General features: G+C 71.6%; 17 protein-coding genes and 1 pseudogene. 13 read left to right on the top strand and 5 right to left on the bottom strand.

The genetic code is table 11. The annotated features are described in order from the left end of the window. The 13 genes and pseudogenes from VFW71_07075 to VFW71_07015 form a co-directional block, all read left to right on the top strand. A partial coding sequence (locus VFW71_07075; GenBank protein HEU5002522.1) for an FAD-binding oxidoreductase occupies positions 1–277 on the top strand: 277 nt, incomplete at its 5' end. A gap of 136 nt (positions 278–413) precedes the next feature. Continuing rightward, positions 414–926 carry a hypothetical protein gene (locus VFW71_07070; GenBank protein HEU5002521.1) on the top strand — a complete coding sequence of 171 codons (513 nt, stop codon included), beginning with the start codon at positions 414–416 and terminating at the stop codon, positions 924–926. Positions 927–1,356: 430 nt separating this feature from the next. Further along, positions 1,357–2,601 (top strand): sulfate adenylyltransferase, encoded by a 1,245-nt coding sequence (sat, locus tag VFW71_07065; protein ID HEU5002520.1) that lies wholly within the window; start codon positions 1,357–1,359, stop codon positions 2,599–2,601. Between the two features lie 3 nt (positions 2,602–2,604). Beyond that, entirely contained in the window at positions 2,605–4,248 is a 1,644-nt protein-coding gene (locus VFW71_07060) for a nitrite/sulfite reductase (protein ID HEU5002519.1), read from the top strand. A 10-nt stretch (positions 4,249–4,258) separates the two neighbouring features. Then, positions 4,259–4,819: an adenylyl-sulfate kinase gene (cysC, locus tag VFW71_07055; protein HEU5002518.1), complete on the top strand. Its 561-nt coding sequence runs from the start codon at positions 4,259–4,261 to the stop codon at positions 4,817–4,819. Further along, positions 4,803–5,513 (top strand): phosphoadenylyl-sulfate reductase, encoded by a 711-nt coding sequence (locus VFW71_07050; protein HEU5002517.1) that lies wholly within the window; start codon positions 4,803–4,805, stop codon positions 5,511–5,513. Before cysC ends, VFW71_07050 begins: the two co-directional genes overlap by 17 nt. Beyond that, complete coding sequence (locus VFW71_07045) at positions 5,510–5,707, top strand: hypothetical protein (GenBank protein HEU5002516.1); 198 nt, start codon at positions 5,510–5,512, stop codon at positions 5,705–5,707. Before VFW71_07050 ends, VFW71_07045 begins: the two co-directional genes overlap by 4 nt. A 103-nt stretch (positions 5,708–5,810) precedes the next feature. Next, the gene (gene cysG / locus VFW71_07040; protein ID HEU5002515.1) at positions 5,811–7,232 is read left to right on the top strand and encodes a siroheme synthase CysG; all 1,422 of its coding nucleotides are present in this window, start codon (positions 5,811–5,813) and stop codon (positions 7,230–7,232) included. Between the two features lie 78 nt (positions 7,233–7,310). Beyond that, positions 7,311–7,478, top strand: a complete 168-nt coding sequence (locus VFW71_07035; protein ID HEU5002514.1) for a hypothetical protein — start codon at positions 7,311–7,313, stop codon at positions 7,476–7,478. A 283-nt stretch (positions 7,479–7,761) separates the two neighbouring features. Then, positions 7,762–9,414: an MFS transporter gene (locus VFW71_07030; GenBank protein HEU5002513.1), complete on the top strand. Its 1,653-nt coding sequence runs from the start codon at positions 7,762–7,764 to the stop codon at positions 9,412–9,414. A gap of 13 nt (positions 9,415–9,427) precedes the next feature. Further along, entirely contained in the window at positions 9,428–10,081 is a 654-nt protein-coding gene (locus tag VFW71_07025; GenBank protein HEU5002512.1) for a TetR/AcrR family transcriptional regulator, read from the top strand. Between the two features lie 34 nt (positions 10,082–10,115). Further along, positions 10,116–11,018, top strand: coding sequence for a L,D-transpeptidase (locus tag VFW71_07020; protein ID HEU5002511.1), 903 nt, complete (start codon positions 10,116–10,118; stop codon positions 11,016–11,018). Positions 11,019–11,139: 121 nt separating this feature from the next. Then, positions 11,140–11,270: pseudogene (locus VFW71_07015) on the top strand (IS110 family transposase). A gap of 82 nt (positions 11,271–11,352) precedes the next feature. On the opposite strand, the gene VFW71_07010 reads toward VFW71_07015, so the two are convergent. The 5 genes from VFW71_07010 to VFW71_06990 form a co-directional block, all read right to left on the bottom strand. Next, positions 11,353–12,258 (bottom strand): formate/nitrite transporter family protein, encoded by a 906-nt coding sequence (locus tag VFW71_07010; GenBank protein HEU5002510.1) that lies wholly within the window; start codon positions 12,256–12,258, stop codon positions 11,353–11,355. Positions 12,259–12,327: 69 nt separating this feature from the next. Continuing rightward, positions 12,328–13,833, bottom strand: coding sequence for a ubiquinol-cytochrome c reductase cytochrome b subunit (locus VFW71_07005; GenBank protein ID HEU5002509.1), 1,506 nt, complete (start codon positions 13,831–13,833; stop codon positions 12,328–12,330). Then, positions 13,830–14,666 (bottom strand): Rieske 2Fe-2S domain-containing protein, encoded by an 837-nt coding sequence (locus VFW71_07000; GenBank protein ID HEU5002508.1) that lies wholly within the window; start codon positions 14,664–14,666, stop codon positions 13,830–13,832. Before VFW71_07000 ends, VFW71_07005 begins: the two co-directional genes overlap by 4 nt. Further along, positions 14,659–15,549: a c-type cytochrome gene (locus VFW71_06995; GenBank protein ID HEU5002507.1), complete on the bottom strand. Its 891-nt coding sequence runs from the start codon at positions 15,547–15,549 to the stop codon at positions 14,659–14,661. Before VFW71_06995 ends, VFW71_07000 begins: the two co-directional genes overlap by 8 nt. Beyond that, positions 15,546–16,412: a cytochrome c oxidase assembly protein gene (locus VFW71_06990; protein ID HEU5002506.1), complete on the bottom strand. Its 867-nt coding sequence runs from the start codon at positions 16,410–16,412 to the stop codon at positions 15,546–15,548. Before VFW71_06990 ends, VFW71_06995 begins: the two co-directional genes overlap by 4 nt. Positions 16,413–16,425 lie beyond the last annotated feature (13 nt).

Here is a 16,425-nt window from a genome sequence, read left to right as displayed (position 1 = left end):
CACCGAGATCGCCCGGGGAGCCGCCGCCCTGGTGCCGGCCCTGGCCGGCGTCCCCCTGGTGGCGGCGTGGTCCGGCGTGCGGCCCACCAGCCCGGACGGGAGGCCGCTCATCGGGTGGCTGCCGGGCGTCGAGGGGTTCTTCGTGGCCGGTGGCCACGGCGGGCAGGGGGTAACCCTCGGGGCGGGGAGCGGCCGGCTGGCCGCGGAGATCCTCCTCGGGAGGCCGCCGTTCACCGATCCGGGTGATTTCTCGCCGGCCCGGTTTCTCCCTACGTAGTCCTTTATGACTATCTTCGCGGGCTAATGGATTTTGCAGGCTGGGGTTTGGGTACCGGGGTTCCGATGATGTTCAGGACAACTTGCGCAGTGACCGTTCTCTGAGTCCGCCCGGACACCCAGAAAGGGGCCCCTCCGTGCCAGACCTCACGATCATCTCCTGCCCGACCTGCGGGCTTCCCGCCGAACTCCTCACCAGCTTCGACCCCGACCCCGCCACCGGCGTGCTCCGTGAGTTGCTGGTGCGCTGCATGGACGACCACGTTGCCACGATCCAGCTTTCCGGCTCCGGCGCCGCCCCCAGCGGCGCGCCCGCCGAGATCGACCTCACCGAGCCCCCACCGGAGCCGTCGCCGGCCGATGCCCCCGTCGGCGTCGTGCCGATCCGGAACCGCCACTCGCTGCTGGCCCGGGTGGTCGACGCCCTGCGGACGCGCTCGCGGATTATTTTCTGGTTCGCTTTCGGGGCCTTGGCGGCCGCCCTGTTCCGCCAGTCGCCGCTCGCCGCCCTCGTGCTCCTGCCCCTGTCCCTGCCGGTTGCCGGGCTGGTGTCCGCCCGCCGGTCCTGGGCCCCGGTGCGGCTGGCCCCCCCGGCGCCGGGAGTGGCGCTGGTCGTGCCACCGGCCGAGGAGGGCCAGGAAGCCGCGTAACCGCCGTACCTTCCCCGAACCGGGGTCACTGTGCCCGCCGTAGCCGGGCAGAGTGGCCCCGTTTCCATTTCCAGTTCCATTTCCGGCGTGTCTATGGAGCCGGCGGTGGTAGACTACATATTGTCCGTTTTACCGAGAAACAAAGGAAAACGGGCCGAGATTCCGCAGGTGATGTGCCGGTGGTGGCTTGGGAGGGGGCGGCGTCGACCCCCCCGTCCCCTCCCCGATCCACCCGGCCGTTTCGCGGCTCCCCCATCCCCTCCCTTCGGGGGTGCCGCGCGCCCGCTCGGAGGGTAGAGGCGCCGGCCTCCCTTAAATAGAGTTTGCCCCGTGCTAAATGCCCAAAAAGCTGCTACAGTCGAGCCGCGCGTCCCCGACCGGGGCGCAAGATGTTTTGCTCATCCGAGTTGAGGCGATACAGGGAGCCTATGTGACCACCCCGGAACCGTCATCCCTCCGGCTGGCCCGGCCGTCCGGCATCCGGCCGACCCCCATCGCCGAGCGGCCCCTGCCCGGCCCGGAGCCCCACGGCGGCACGCTCACCAGCCGGCTCGCCGGCCCCGAGGAGCGGGACCGCTGGCTGGACCAGGTGCCCGTGCTCCCCTCGGTCACGCTGTCCGCCCGGGAGGTCGCCGACATCGAGTGCCTGGCCGTCGGAGCGTTCAGCCCGCTGGAAGGGTTCATGGGCAAGGCCGACTACGGCCATGTTGTTGCCGAGATGCGCCTGGCCAGCGGGCTGGTCTGGAGCCTGCCGGTCACGCTCGCGGCCACCGCGGACGAGGTCCTCACCCTGAAGAAGGGGGGCGACGTCGTCCTGCGCGACCCGCAGAGCGAACCGCTGGCGATCCTGCACCTCGACGAGATCTACGCCTACGACCGGGAGGACGAGGCCGAGAGCGTCTTCCGCACGTCGGACGCCTCGCACCCGGGCGTCGCCGCCCTGCTGGCGCAGGGGGAGTGGTTGCTGGGCGGCAAGGTCACCGTCCTGCGCCTGCCCCGGGGGCGCCCCTTCATCGCCTACCGCCAGACCCCCAAGGAGGTCCGGATGGCGCTGGCCGACCGGGGGTGGCGCACCGTCGTGGGCTTCCAGACCCGCAACCCCATGCACCGGGCGCACGAGTACATCACCAAGTGCGCCCTGGAGCAGGTGGACGGTCTCCTGTTTCACCCGCTGGTGGGGGAGGCGAGCAGCGACGACGACGTGCCCACCAAGGTCCGGATGCAGATCTACGAGACCCTCATCGAGAACTACTACCCGGCGGACCGGGTGCTGCTGGCGGTGTTCGTGGCCGCCATGCGCTACGCCGGCCCCCGGGAGGCCATCTTCCACGCCGTCTGCCGCAAGAACTACGGCTGCACCCATTTCATCGTCGGCCGGGACCACGCCGGTGTGGGCAACTACTACGGCACCTTCGACGCCCAGGACATCTTCCGGCAGTTCACGGCCGCCGAGTTGGGCATCACGCCGATTTTCTTCGACCACGCCTTCTTCTGCCGGCGCTGCGGCCACATGGCCACGGTCAAGACCTGCCCGCACGGCACCAGCGACCGGGTCACCCTGTCCGCCGCCGAGGTGCGCCGCCGTCTGTCCGGCAACGAAGAGATCCCGCCCGAGTACGCCCGCCCCGAGGTCGCCGGCATCCTGCGCTCGGCGTCCTCCGCACCCACGGAGTGAGCTATGCCCAAATTTGGCGAAGCACAGTGGGCACTGGGCTACATGGAGCCCCAGAATAAGAACGAGCGCACCAAGCGTGACGACGACGCGCTGAATGTCCGCCAGCGCATCGACACCATCTACGCCCAGGGCGGCTTCCGGTCCATCTGGCCCGACGACCTGCGGGGCCGGTTCCGCTGGTGGGGTCTGTACACCCAGCGCCGCCAGGGCGTGCCCGGGGGGGCGACCGCATCGGTCGAGCCCTGGGAGCTGGAGGACGAGTTCTTCATGATGCGCATCCGGCTGGCGGGTGGCCGGCTGACCAGCGAGCAGCTGCGCACCATCGCCTGGGTCTCCGAGCGCTTCGGGCGGGACGTGGCCGACGTCTCCGACCGCCAGAACATCCAGCTGCACTGGATCCGCATCGAGGACGTGCCCCGGATCTTCGAGGCGATCGAGGCCGTGGGCCTGACGACGTGCGAGGCGTGCGGGGACTGCCCCCGGGCGTTCCTCGGCTGCCCGCTGGCGGGAGTGGACCGCCACGAGATCCTCGACGGAACCCCCTCGCTGCTGGCCATCCACCAGCGGTTCGTGGGCGACCCCACGTTCTCCAACCTGCCCCGCAAGTACAAGACCTCGGTGTCGGGCTGCACCCAGCAGTGCGCCGCCCACGAGATCAACGACATCAGCTTCGTGGGCGTGCTGCGCAACGGCCAGCCCGGATTCGACCTGTGGGTGGGGGGCGGGCTGGGGTCCAACCCGCATTTCGCCAAACGCCTGGGCGCCTTCGTGGAGCCCTGCCTGGTCGAGGAGGTCTGGGCCGGCGTCACCGGGTGCTTCCGGGACTACGGCTACCGGCGGGCGCGCAACCATGCCCGGCTCAAGTTCCTCATGGCCGACTGGGGGCCGGTGAAGTTCCGGGAGGTCGTCGAAAAGGAGTACCTCGGCTTCAGCCTGCCCGACGTCGAGGCGGCCCCGCCATCGACCACCACCCAACGGGACCACGTGGGTGTGTACGAGCAGAACGACGGCGACTACTACGTCGGCTTCGCCCCCCGGGCCGGTCGTATCTACGGCCACCAGCTCCGCCAGGTGGCGGAGTTCGCCGACATCTACGGCTGCGGCCGGGTGACGCTGACCACCCAGCAGAAGATGGTGATCCCGGGCGTGCCCGAGGGCAAGGTCGATGAGCTGGTGGCCGCCCTCGAGGACCACGACCTTCGGGTGCGGCCGAGCGCATTCCGGCGCTCGACGATGGCCTGCACCGGCATCGAGTTCTGCAAGCTGGCCCTGGTGGAGACCAAGCACCGGGCCGACTGGCTGTACCGGGAGCTCGAGGAGCGGATGCCGGAGTTCGACGAGCCCATCCGCATCAACCTCAACGGCTGCCCGAACAGCTGCGCCCGCTTCCAGCTGGCCGACATCGGCTTCATGGGCTGCCTGGGGAGCGCCTCGGACGGTACCAAGGTCGACCACTTCCAGGTTCACGTCGGGGGGCACCTGGGCGAGGGCCACACTTTCGGGCGCAAGGTGAAGCGGCTGAAGGTGCCGGCCTCCGAGCTGGCGAACTACTGCGAACGGGTACTGCGCCGCTTCCAGTCCACCCGCCACGCCGACGAGCCCTTCCACTCCTGGGCCGCCCGGGCGCCTGAGCCCTGGCTCCTGTGACGAGGCTGCGTTGAGTACGCACGAGGCGGTGGCGGTGCGGGCGGACCGCGGGGTGGTGATCTGGTTGACCGGGCTCCCCTCGGCGGGCAAGAGCACGGTCGCCGAGGCGGTGGCGGTGGCCCTGAAGGCCCGGGGTGAGCGGGTGGAGCTCCTGGACGGCGACCTCGTGCGGGAGAACCTGTCTAAGGGCCTGGGGTTCTCCAAGGAGGACCGGGACATCAACATCCGGCGGATCGGCTTCGTGGCCGAGCTGCTGGCCCGCAACGGGGTGAAGGTGATCACGGCCGCCATCTCGCCCTACCGCTCGGTGCGCGACGAGGTCCGGGCGCACGTCGGCGAGCATTTTCTCGAGGTGTACATCTCCACCCCCCAGGAGGTGTGCGAGGCCCGGGACGTCAAGGGGCTGTACGCCAAGGCCCGCTCGGGCGCCCTCACCGGCTTCACCGGCATCGACGACCCCTACGAGCCGCCGTTGGCGCCCGAGATCGAGATCCAGACCCAGGGCGAGACGGTCGATGCCTCGGCCGCCCGCGTGATCGACGTACTCTTGAACCGTGGCTACCTCGACTGACGATCTGTCGCCGGCAGGTGCGGCCTTCGCCGAGCAGCCCGTGCTGCCCGACCTGGACGATGCCTCCGCCGAGTACATCCTCACGTGGGCCATCGAGCGCTTCTACCCGGACATCGCCGTGGCGTGCTCGATGCAGGACTCGGTCGTGGTGGACATCGCCTGGCGGATCGAGCCCCGGATCGAGGTCTTCTTCCTGGAGACCGGGTTCCACTTCCCGGAGACCCTGGAAACCGCCGATCGGCTGCAGAAGCGCTACGAGCTCAACCTCGTTGCGGTGCAGCCGGTCGAGAACCCCGCCATCTACTCCCGGGACGGCGTGGAGGCATGCTGTGCCGCCCGCAAGGTGATCCCCATGGACCGCCACCTCGCCGGGCGGCGGGCCTGGGTGTCCGGGCTGCGCCGGGCGGAGTCCGCCACCCGGGCCGGTGCCCATGCCCTGGAGTGGGACGCCAAGCGGGGCCTGGTGAAGGTGAATCCCATCGTCGCCTGGAGCGACGAGCAGGTGGCCACCTACATCGCCGATCACGACCTGATCGTGAACCCCCTGCTGGCCCAGGGCTACGGCTCGGTGGGCTGCTGGCCGTGCACCCGGGCGGGCGAGGGCCGGACGGGCCGCTGGGCGGGCCTGGACAAGACCGAGTGCGGGATCCATCCCGTATCGCCGGGACCGGCCGGGCCCGCAGGGGGCCAGTGACGGGGGAGTCCTCCCCGTCGCCGGACGAGGTCCGGGTCCAGCCCTACTACTGCCCCTACTGCGGCGAGGAGGATTTCGTGCCTTCGGGGCCCCTGGACGGACCGCCGGGGGAGTACCACTGCCGGTCGTGCAACCGGCGGTACCGGGTGCGCTTCCTGGGCCACGGCGCGGGTGCGGAGGAGGGCGGCGGATGACGGTTCGTGCGCCGGGGGCCGCCGAACTGGGGAGCATGTTGCCCCATTCCGGGATCACATCCTCCCCAGAACGATCCGAGCGATCCTCTCAAGGAGTGCGGACGTGAGTTTCAGCTACCCGATCACGCTCGACGTAGAGGGGCGGCGGTGTGTGGTGGTCGGCGGCGACACGGTGGCCGAGCACAAGGTGACCGGGCTGCTCGAGGCCGGGGCGGCCGTCACCGTGGTGGCCGCCGGCGTGACCCCCGGTCTTGCGGCGCTGGCCGATGCCGGGTCGGTGGCCCGGGTGGTGCGGGGATACCAGGACGGGGACCTCGAGGGTGCTCTGCTGGCCATCGCCGCCAGTGCGGACCCCGGCGTGAACGCCGCCGTCCACGCCGAGGGCCGGGCCCGCGGCGTGCTGGTCAACGCCGTCGATGACATCGCCCACTGCGACTTCGCCGCGCCCTCCATCGTGCGCCGGGGGGACCTGACGATCTCGGTGGCCACCGGTGGCAAGGCCCCGGCCCTCGCCCGGCGCCTGCGGGAGCAGCTCGGCCGGCAGTTCGGGGAGGAGTGGGGAGAGCTGGTCTCGCTGCTCGCCGAGGCGCGGGCCTCGGCGGCGGGGGCCCGGGCGTCGGTGGACTTCGCTACCTGGGCAGCCCGGTGGCAGGCGGCCCTGGACGCCGACCCGCTCGCCCTGGTCCGGGAGGGCCGGACGGACGAGGCTCGGGAGGCGGTGCGCCGGGCGCTGGAGGGTGAACGGACGGCCCCCGGGCGCGGCCGGGTGGCCATCGTGGGCGCCGGGCCGGGCGATCCCGAGCTCATCTCGGTCCGGGGCCGGGCGCTGCTCGACCGGGCCGACGTCGTCGTCTACGACCGGTTGGTCCACCCGAGCCTGTGGGAGGGCCGGGAGGCCATCGACGTCGGCAAGCAGGCGGGCGGGCACCGGGTGGAGCAGGAGCACATCAACGCCCTGCTGGTGTCCCTCGCCCGGGAGGGCAAGTCCGTCGTGCGCCTCAAGGGCGGCGACCCCTTCGTCTTCGGGCGGGGGGCGGAGGAGGCGGAGGCCCTGATCGAGGCGGGGATCGACGTCGAGGTGGTCCCCGGCCCGACCTCGGCGATCGCTGCGGTGGCCGCCGCCGGCATCCCGGTCACCGACCGCCGGCATGCCTCCTCGGTGGCCATCGTGACCGGGCACTGCGGTGGTGGAGGAGGCCAGGCTGGCGGGGGTGCAGGCGGGGACCCGGACCGGGTGGACTGGGCCGGTCTGGCGATCGCGGTGGACACCCTGGTGGTGCTCATGGGCCTGCGCCACCTGCCCGAGATCGTCGCCCGCCTGCTGGCCGCCGGGCGCCCGGGCGATACCCCGGCGGCGGTGGTGGAGAACGGTTCCCTGCCCTCCCAGAGGGTGGTCACCGCCTGCCTGGCGGAGCTCCCGGCGGCGGTGGCGGCGGCGGGCGTGGCCTCGCCGGCGATCATCGTGGTGGGCTCGGTGGTGACGCTCCGCGAGCGGTTGGACAGGCGAGATTTCCCGCGGTTGTAACAGGTTGGCAACGGGTAGGTAACCTTTCAGCGTTAGGGTGGTGTTGCCGCTCGGAAGTCCTGCCGAAGGAGGTCCCGAATGCCCCGTTGCCCCGTCTGCGGCTCAACTCACATCGTGGTGGAGATCCGGCCGAAGCGCCGGGCACAGTGCGTGGGGTGTGACCTGCAGTGGGGGTTGGACGGGCCGGGCAACCGGCCGAGCAGCAACCCGGAAGACGGCACGCCCGCCTACCGCACCCAGCGCTGACCCGCTGATCCCCTCGCAGCACCTGGTGGTCCGCCGGCCGCCAGGTGCTGCGCCGCGTCTGGGGTCCTGCGCGCGAGCCGAGGTAGGGCCAGGCTCACCAACGACGCCGCCCGGCCGCCCGCCCGCAGAAAAAATTTCTGGACCGATGAATTTTTTTCGGCCCGAAGGTCTTGACATGGGACGGGGCGCCCGGCACACTGCGTAACGCTACGTATCGGTTTCGTAATGGTTCGTTCAGCACTCGTACTGGTCTGAGGCAGCACCGAGACGGGAGGTGGGGCGGGTGGAGCATCCAGAGGGGTACGAACGCAGGTGGTGGATCCTCGGGGTCCTCTGCCTGAGCCTGTTGCTCATCGTGATGGACAACACGATCCTCAACGTGGCGCTGCCCACCCTGGTGCGCAAGCTCCACTCCACCGAGAGCCAGCTGCAGTGGATGGTGGACGCCTACAGCCTGCTGTTCGCCGGCCTGCTGCTGACCATGGGCACCCTGGGCGACCGGTTCGGCCGCGGGACGGCGCTGGCTACCGGCCTGGTCGTCTTCCTGGTGGGCTCGCTGCTCTCGGCGTTCGCCGGCTCCAGTCACGTGCTGATCATCACCCGGGGCTTCACCGGGATCGGGGCGGCGCTGATCATGCCGGCCACACTTTCCATCCTCACCAATGTCTTTCCGGCCGAGGAGCGGGCCAAGGCCATCGGGATCTGGGCCGGCATCTCGGGGCTGGCGGTGGCCATCGGCCCGGTGGTCGGCGGCCTGCTGCTGGCGCACTTCTGGTGGGGGTCGGTCTTCCTGATCAACGTGCCGGTGTGTGCCTTCGCCCTCATCGTCGGCCGTCTGATCGTGCCGAACAGCCGTGACCCTGAGGCCCGGCGGCTCGACCCGGTGGGCGTCGTCCTGTCGATCATCGGGCTCGACGCCCTGGTCTACGGCATCATCGAGGCACCGAACCACGGCTGGGGCTCGGCCACGATCCTGACCGCCTTCGGCATCGCGGCGGTGGTCCTGATCGGCTTCGTGATCTGGGAAACCCGCATCGACCACCCGATGCTGAACCTCAAGTTCTTCGCCAACCCCCGCTTCACGGCGGCGAACATCTCGATCACGCTGGTGTTCTTCGCCCTCTTCGGCTCCATCTTCTTCCTGACCCAGTACCTGCAGTTCGTGCTCAAGTACACGCCCCTGGAGGCCGGGGTCCGGCTGGTGCCCATGGCGGCGGTGCTGATGATGGTGGCACCGATCACCGGAACGCTCGTCAAGAAGCTGGGCAGCAAGGCGTTGGTGGCGCTCGGCATGCTGGTGGGCGGCATCGGCCTGTGGTACCTGGGGTCGACGACCACGGGCTCGGGCTACGCCCACGTGCTGACCGGCCTGATCATCGTCGCCGCCGGTCTGGCGATGTCCATGGTGCCGGCCACCGAGTCGATCATGGGCTCCCTGCCGCCCGGCCAGGCGGGCGTGGGCTCGGCCATGAACGACACCACCCGGGAGATCGGCGGCGCTCTGGGCGTGGCGGTGCTGGGCAGCGTGCTCACCTCGAAGTACGGCCCCGCCATCGTCAAGGCGGTCGGCGGCCTGTTCGCCGGGCACCCGGGCGGGGCGGCGGCGCTCGCCGCCGCCAAGAGCTCGGTGGGGGGCGCCATCGGGGTGGGCAACACCCTCGGGGGCGCCGCCGGGCACGCCCTGATCCTCACCGCCAACGCCACGTTCATCTCGGCCATGGACTCCACCCTCAAGGTGGCCGCCCTGGTGGCGGTCGCCGGTGGCGTCGTCTCGGCGCTGTTCCTGCCGAACCGGCCCCGGGACGAGGTGCCCTCGGCGGGCGAGCCGGTCCAGGGGATTGAGGATGAGGCCGCGGAGGCGCTGCTCGGTGCCGAGGCGGTGGAGGTGGTCGAGGAGGCTGAGGCGGCCATCCGCCCGGTCGGTGCGGCCGAGTAATAGGGTATTACCAGTGGAAACTCTCGCTACGGAACAGAGTGCACGGTCTCCCGGTCGGCCCCGCAGCGCGGTGGCCGACCGGGCGATCATGGACGCCATCGTCGAGCTGCTGATCGAACGCGGGTACCGGGAGGTCACCATCGAAGGGGTGGCCGCCCGGGCCGGAGTGGCGAAGACCACCATCTACCGGCGGTGGCCCTCCAAGGCGGACATGGTGGTGGAGGCGGTGTGCTGCGCCGGGAAGGACTGCCCGGTGGAGGCCGCGTGCGACGGCTTCGAGCCCGTGGTGTGCGGGTTGGAGCGCATGCTGAGTGCCCTGTCCTGCTCGCAGGTGGCGAAGATCGTGAGCGGGCTGGCGGTGGAGATGCCCCACAACGCCGAGTTGGCGGAGACCGTCCGGGAGCGCCTCGTGAAGCCGAACCGGGCGGCCATGTGCGCCCTCCTGCGCCAGGGCGTCGCCTCGGGCGAGCTCCGTGCCGACCTGGACCCCGAATTCGTGGCCGACCTGTTGGTCGGCCCGTTGTTTTTCCGGATGCTGATCAGCGGGGAGCCGCTCAGCCCGGAGCTACCCGGGCGCACCGTGAGCGAGCTGCTGCGGGGGATCGGGGCCGAGCGCGCGCGCGAGTCGGCGCCGGGGCTGACGCGGGGGTTCGGCGGATTCGGGTAACACTGCTTGCAGGATGCGGTAACGTACCGGTGCGATGCGCAAGGCAGCTTCCCTGCTCCAGCGGTGGCCCTGGTTCACGAAGCTGGCGGCGCTGGGTATCGTCATCGTCCTCGGGGGCCTGGTCGGCTGGCAGACCGAAGGGGTGACCGGTCACAAGCCCGCGATCCACCACGTCACCGCCGCGGGCGCAAGCCCCTCACCGTCGCCCAGCCCTGGCCCCTCGCCGTCAGCCCCACCAGCGGCATCACCCGCCCCGGCGACCTCGACGGCCGCCCCGGTCGTGCCCGGCGGTCCCGCCGCACCCCCGGCGCCCGTCCCGCCGCCGCCGGCCAGCGACGTGCTCTCCAGTTCCACCATCGTGTACGTCAACGGCCCGGCGCCCCTACAGGTCTACAGCGCCCCCGACACCGCCAGGCCCTCGATGCAGCTGCCGGGGCAGAACACCATCCAGCAGCCCGCCGCCTTCCTGGTCACTCAGCAGCAGCCGGGCTGGTTCCAGGTGGTGCTTCCCGTGAAGCCGAACGGGTCCACGGGCTGGGTGCCGGCCACCGCGGTGCAAACCGCCTCCACCGACGACTACCTGCTGGTGTCGGTGTCGCGCTTCGCCCTCTACCACTACTCGAAGGGCCAGCTGGTGCAGAGCTTCCGGGTGGCGGTGGGGCGCCCCTCGACGCCCACGCCGCTGGGGCTGTTCTACATCTGGGGCAGCCAGGCGGTGAGCTCGGCCCCCTACACCCCGGGCATCTTCGCCCTGTCCGGTTTCACCGTGCAGCCGGTGCCCGGCTTCATCGGCGCCCGGGTGGGCCTGCACGGCTGGACCGACGCCAGCGTGATGGGCGAGCAGGTCTCCAACGGCTGCGTGCGGGTGGCCACCGCCGAGATGAACCAGATCCTGACCCACTTCATCCTGGGGACGCCGGTGCGGATCGTCGCCTAAGCCTGGGCGTCGCCTAGACGGGCTCGCCGGCGGCCCCTCGGCTGAAGTCGGGGGCATTCGTCCCGGCCAGTGGGACAAAAGTCCCCCGAATGATGGGGGCGGCGGCCCGGTTGGCATCTGACCCGAAAAATTCCGGGCCCGGAGGCCAGCTTCGCCAAAGCTGTGCGGCGCGGCCCCCTCGAGGCCTCCAGCGGCAAGGTGTTCCGCCGCCGCCTGAACCGGGGTGGGGACCGCCAGGCCAACGCAGCGCTGCTCCCCAAGTCCGTCCACCCGGTCGCCGCCGCGGCTTGACTCTCTATAGGAGCATCCCAGAACTCCACGGCCCGGGCGTCGCCTAGACGGGCTCGCCGGCGGCGGCTTTGTCCTCCTCCTCCTGGATCTTGCGCCGGCCCACCTGCACCAGGCGCAGGACGGTCACCAGGCCTACGCCGCCCAGCATGTTGCAGAACGCCGCCCAGAGCATCACCTTGAACCACACCAGGTAGCCGAAGGGGGCGCCGGCGTGCAGGGCGGCGAACATCTCCAGCGACACGATGATGGCGTGGTCCAGGGCACCGGCGGCGAGGAGGAAGGCGGCGCTCATGGCGGCGACGATCTTGCCCGGCACCGAGACCGTGGAGCGTTCCATCCACGTCATCAGGGTGATGACGACCCCGCCCAGGACGGCCAGGGCGAACGAGTGCAGGCCGATGCCCAGCTTCGGGTAGACCTCGGCCACCTTGATGGCGGTGGGCTTGAGCTTCGGCTCGGCGGTCACGATGATCCAGGCCATCACCCAGCCGGCCAGCAGGTTGGTGGCGGCAGTGCCGAACCACAGCCGGGCCAGGGACCGCAGGTTGGACCGCCCGGCGGCCACCGCCACGATGGGCACCAGGAAGTTCTCGGTGAACAGCTCGCTGCCCGCCAGGGTGAGCGCCACGAAGCCGATGCCGAAGGCCAGGGCGGCCAGGAGGGCGTTGCCGGTTGCCTGCTCGACGAGCAGGAGCCCCAACAGGCCGGCGCTGACGTCGATGCCGCCCACCGCCCCGGTGGCCAGGAGGCCGGGCCAGGTGCGGGTGAGGCGGTGGGTGCCCTCGGTGATGGTGCGCTCAAAGGCGCTGTTGAGCTGGGGCTCCTCCTCCCCCTCCTTCTCGCGCTCCTCGGGCTCCTCGGGTTCCTTCTCGGGGCCGCCTGTGCTGGCGCGGCTCCTCCGCTCGCCGGGGGGCGGGCCCTCCGCCGTGCGCCGCTTCGTGGTCGCCACCGCGTGCTCCCCTGGCTCTGCCGTCAGTCGTCTCCCCGGTCTACCCGGGGGGTGGCAGGCGAAACGGTGTCACTCCTCGGGGGGGCGCCGGTGCAGCAGCCGCTCGATGCCCCCCACCAGGGCGCCCATGCCGGCGCCCACCGCCACCCAGCGGGCGATGCGGCGGGCGTCGAGCGCCCCGTCGGCGGTGGCGGCCGCGGCTGCGGGGGCGTGCGCCGCCAACCGGGCGCGCACTGCCGCCGGGTCGGAGAGCGCCCGGGCCGGCATCCGGCTGAGCCGGGCGGCGCCGCTGGCCTTCAGGGCCTTCATCAGGCGGTAGACCACAAAGCCCACCACCAGCGGCAGGACGATGACCAGCACCCGGAAGGTCCAGGTGATGACCTCCACCGGGGCCTGGAACCACTTGGCCAGCAGGTCGTTGGAGCCCGCCGCCAGGAGCACCGTGTAGAAGGTCAGCGTCGCCAGGCCGAGCGCGGTGCGGACGGGCCGGTCCCGGGGCCGGTCGAGCAGGTGGTGGGGGAGGTGGTCGCCGGTGGCCCAGGACTCGATGAACGGCCAAGCGAACAGGAGGGTGAAGGTGATGCCGGGCAGCAGGACCGCCGGGAAGAAAGCGTTGGGGATCTCGAAGCCGAAGACCCGGGTCTCCCAGGCCGGGAAGATGCGCAGCGCCCCTTCCAGCCAGCCGAGGTACCAGTCGGGCTGGGCCGGGGAGCTGACCTGCGAGACGACGTAGGGGCCGTACTGCCACACCGGGTTGATCTGCAGGAGGCCGCCCAGAGCGGAGACGACGGCGGCCACCCCGAAGAACAGTCCCATGGACTTCGCGGCGTACGTGGGCCAGAGCTTCTCGCCCACCACGTTGCCCTCCAGGCGCCCAGGCCCGGGGAACTGGCTGTGCTTCTGGCGCCACACGATGCCCAGGTGGGCGCCCAGCAAAGCGCCGATGAGGGCCGGGATGAACAGGATGTGGATGACGAAGAGCCGCCCGATGATCCCGGGCGAGCCGTAGGGGCCGCCGAAGAGCAGGAAGGCGATCCAGGTCCCGATGACCGGGATGGAGATGGCGATCGAGTAGGCGATCCGCAGGCCGGTGCCCGAGAGAAGGTCGTCGGGCAGCGAGTAGCCGGTGAAGCCGTTGAAGATCGCCAGGATCAGCAGCACGACGCCGATCACCCAGTTGATCTCCCGGGGCCGGCGGAACGCGCCGGTGAAGAAGATGCGGCACAGGTGCGCCACGATGGCGGCCACGAAGACCACCGCCGTCCAGTGGTGGATCTGGCGCATCACGAGGCCCGCCCGCACATCGAAGCTGAGACGCACCACGGAGGCGTAGGCGCTGGAAACGTGGGCACCGTTCAGCGGGGCGTAGGCCCCCCGGTAGACAGTGGGGGCGGTGCTCGCCGTGAAGAAGAAGGTGAGGAAGGTCCCGGTGAGCACCAGGACGGTGAAGCAGTAGAGGGCGATCTCGCCCAGCAGGAACGCCCAGTGGTCCGGGAAGACCTTGTTCAGCGCCTCGGCGGCGAAGCTCGACCCGCCCAGGCGGTCGTCCAGCCAGGAGACCAGGCGCCGGATCACTTGTGTTCCCTGGTCCAGAAGCCCGGGCCGATGGGCTCCGGGAAGTCGCCCTGAGCGATGACGTAGCCGTCGGCGTCCACCGCCAGCGGGAGCTGGGGCAGCGGCCGGGTGGCGGGCCCCGCCGAGGGCCGGCACGCCTCGAGCACCTCGAAGATCGACTGGTGGCAGGGGCAGTACAGCTCCTGGGAGTCGGCCCGGTAGAGGCCCACCGGGCACCCGGCGTGGGTGCACACCTTGGAGAAGCCCACGATGTCGCCCGGCGCCCAGTCCGCCCGGCCCGGGAGGGGGTGGTAGTCGCCCGCCGGCAGGCGGATGAGCAGGGTCTGGGAGTCGGCCGAGCCGGGGGCGCCCTCGGGATACACCGTGAGGACGGTGTTGACCGGCAGGTCGGCGGCCAGGACCGGGTTGCCGTCGTCCGTGACCGCCCGCGACCCCCGGCGCCACGAGGTGTGGGAGAGCAGGCCGTCGGGGCGCCCGCCGAGCGAGCGGATGGGCACGACCGCGGCCACCCCGAACGCCCCGATGGCCACCGCCAGCATGCGGCCGAGGAACCGGCGCCGGCCGATGCGCCCGGCCCCCTCCTCGAAGGCCTCGGCAGCCTCCGGCCGTTCGGCGGCTTGCGGGGGCGTCACCGCCCGGGCCTGGGTATCGGGGCCGTGGGGCATCAGGCGTTTTGCCCACAGGATCAGGCCGACGGAGACGCCGCCGAGTGCCACCCCGAGCAGCGCCCCCTCCAGCTGGGCCTCGCCGCCCTTCACGTATACCACCGCCAGGCTGAGCGACGAGAGGGCGCTGAGGGTGAAGGCCAGCGCGATGGCCCGGGTCTTATTCACCGTCCCCCCCTCCGTGGCTCCCACTCTGGCCCCCTCCGTGGCCCCCGGAGCGCTCGCGGCCGCTCGTCCCGATCCAGCGCACCAGCAGGAGGAGCACGCCCAGCCCCAGCACCCAACCGGCCGCCCCCTCCGCCACCGGGCCGATCCGGCCGAGGTTGAGACCGCCGGGGTCGGGGGCCTTCTGGAGGAACTCGATGTAGTGGGCGATGGCGTTGACCTGGGCGTCGGAGAGCTGTGAGGGGCCGAAGTCCGGCATCCCCGGGGGGCCGGTACGGATAGCCTCGGCGATCTGGGTGGCTGTTGACTGCAGGAGCGGCGGAGCCACCAGGCCGCGCCGGCTCACGACGTAGCCGTTGATGACCGCGTCCTTGCCGGTGGCCAGGACGCCGCCGGCCCCGGTGGCGGAGTGGCAGGCGGCGCAGTTGGCCTCGTAGGCGGTCTTTCCCGCTGCCAGGTTGCCGGCGGGGGCATCCACCGCCGGGATGGCGGTCTCGCTGGCCGAGGCGTTGAACGTGGCCACCTCGGCCACGATGGCGGCGACCTGTGCCTCGGTGTACTGCGCCGGCTGGTGGAGGGCGTTCTTCTGGGCGGGGGAGGCGATCGGCATGCGCCCGGTCGACAGCATGAGGTCGGTCAGGGCGGGCGAGTTGGTCCCGCCGGTGAGCGGCGGGCCGTTCCCGGTGCCCTCGCCCTGGCTGCCGTGGCACCAGCCGCAGTCCCGCTGGTAGATGACGAAGCCGTTGGGCGGGTTGGAGACGTCGGGCACGATGCCGCCCGGCGGCCGGTAGGGCACGGTCTCCCGGGCGTGCAGCGCCGAGCAGCCGGTGGCACCGAGCACGAGCAGGGCAAAGAGCGCGGCGAGGGCCGCCCGGCGGCCCCTCATGGCGCCTGGGCCGGGGCGAGGCGGGCCTCCCGGTGGCGCATGCGGCGCTCGACGTCGGCGAACCAGCGGCTGGCCAGGGCCACGATGGTGATCAGGTACAGGCCGCCCGGCGGCACCCACATGAGCGCCCCGGCGAGTTGCTGGTCGCCCAGCGCCGACACGTGCCACATGGCCGCCCCGGCGCCGTACGCCGGGTAGAGCACCGCCGGCGAGAGGGCAATCGCCGCTCCCAGGGCGGCGCCCTGCAGCATCACGCCGAAGGTGAGGAGCATCGCCGGGGCGTAGCCCAGCTTGCGCCTGGGGGCCGGGTCCACCACCAGCCGCCAGAAGAGCAGGGCGGTGCCGAGGAAGGCGGCGTGCTCGGCGGCATGGAGACCAGGGTGGGCGAGGGCGGCGTCGTACACGCCCGGCAGGTGCCAGCCCCACATCGTGGCCGTGACCAGGACGAGGACCACCAGCGGGTTCCGCGCCCAGCGGGCGGGGCCGTGGAGGCGGCGGGACAGGACGACCAGGCGCCGGCGGCCGGTCAGCGGCAGGCCGCGGGGGAGGACCAGGCCGGGGCGCCCGGCGAGGAGCAGCGGGGGGGCGGCCACCAGCAGGATCAGGTGCTGCGCCATGTGGGCGGAGAGCAGGGTGGCGTCCAGCCCGTCGAGCGGCGAGACCAGGGCGACCACCAGCAGCCCGAGCCCGGCGCCGAAGGCAGCGGCGTGGCGCCCGGTCACCGGGGGCCGGGCGAGGCGGCGCAGCGCAGTCCATCCCCGTTCGTACGCCACGGCCGCCAGGACCAGGCCGCCCACGACGGCGGGGTCGAAGCTCCAGGCTCCCCAGAGGCCGGCGGGCGGGACCGCCACAACGCCCGCCATCACGTCCTGGCCA

The organism is Actinomycetota bacterium (assembly GCA_035765775.1).
GTDB lineage: Bacteria > Actinomycetota > CADDZG01 > JAHWKV01 > JAOPZY01 > DASTWV01.
Note: the sequence above shows the minus strand (reverse complement) of the source record. Positions and strands in the feature narration are given on the sequence as shown.

Coding starts and splice junctions, on each gene's coding strand:
- VFW71_07060 (HEU5002519.1), top strand. CDS start 2,605: ATGCCCAAATTTGGCGAAGCACAGTGGGCACTGGGCTACATGGAGCCC.
- VFW71_07035 (HEU5002514.1), top strand. CDS start 7,311: ATGCCCCGTTGCCCCGTCTGCGGCTCAACTCACATCGTGGTGGAGATC.
- VFW71_07020 (HEU5002511.1), top strand. CDS start 10,116: ATGCGCAAGGCAGCTTCCCTGCTCCAGCGGTGGCCCTGGTTCACGAAG.
- VFW71_06995 (HEU5002507.1), bottom strand. CDS start 15,549: ATGAGGGGCCGCCGGGCGGCCCTCGCCGCGCTCTTTGCCCTGCTCGTG.
- VFW71_06990 (HEU5002506.1), bottom strand. CDS start 16,412: ATGGCGGGCGTTGTGGCGGTCCCGCCCGCCGGCCTCTGGGGAGCCTGG.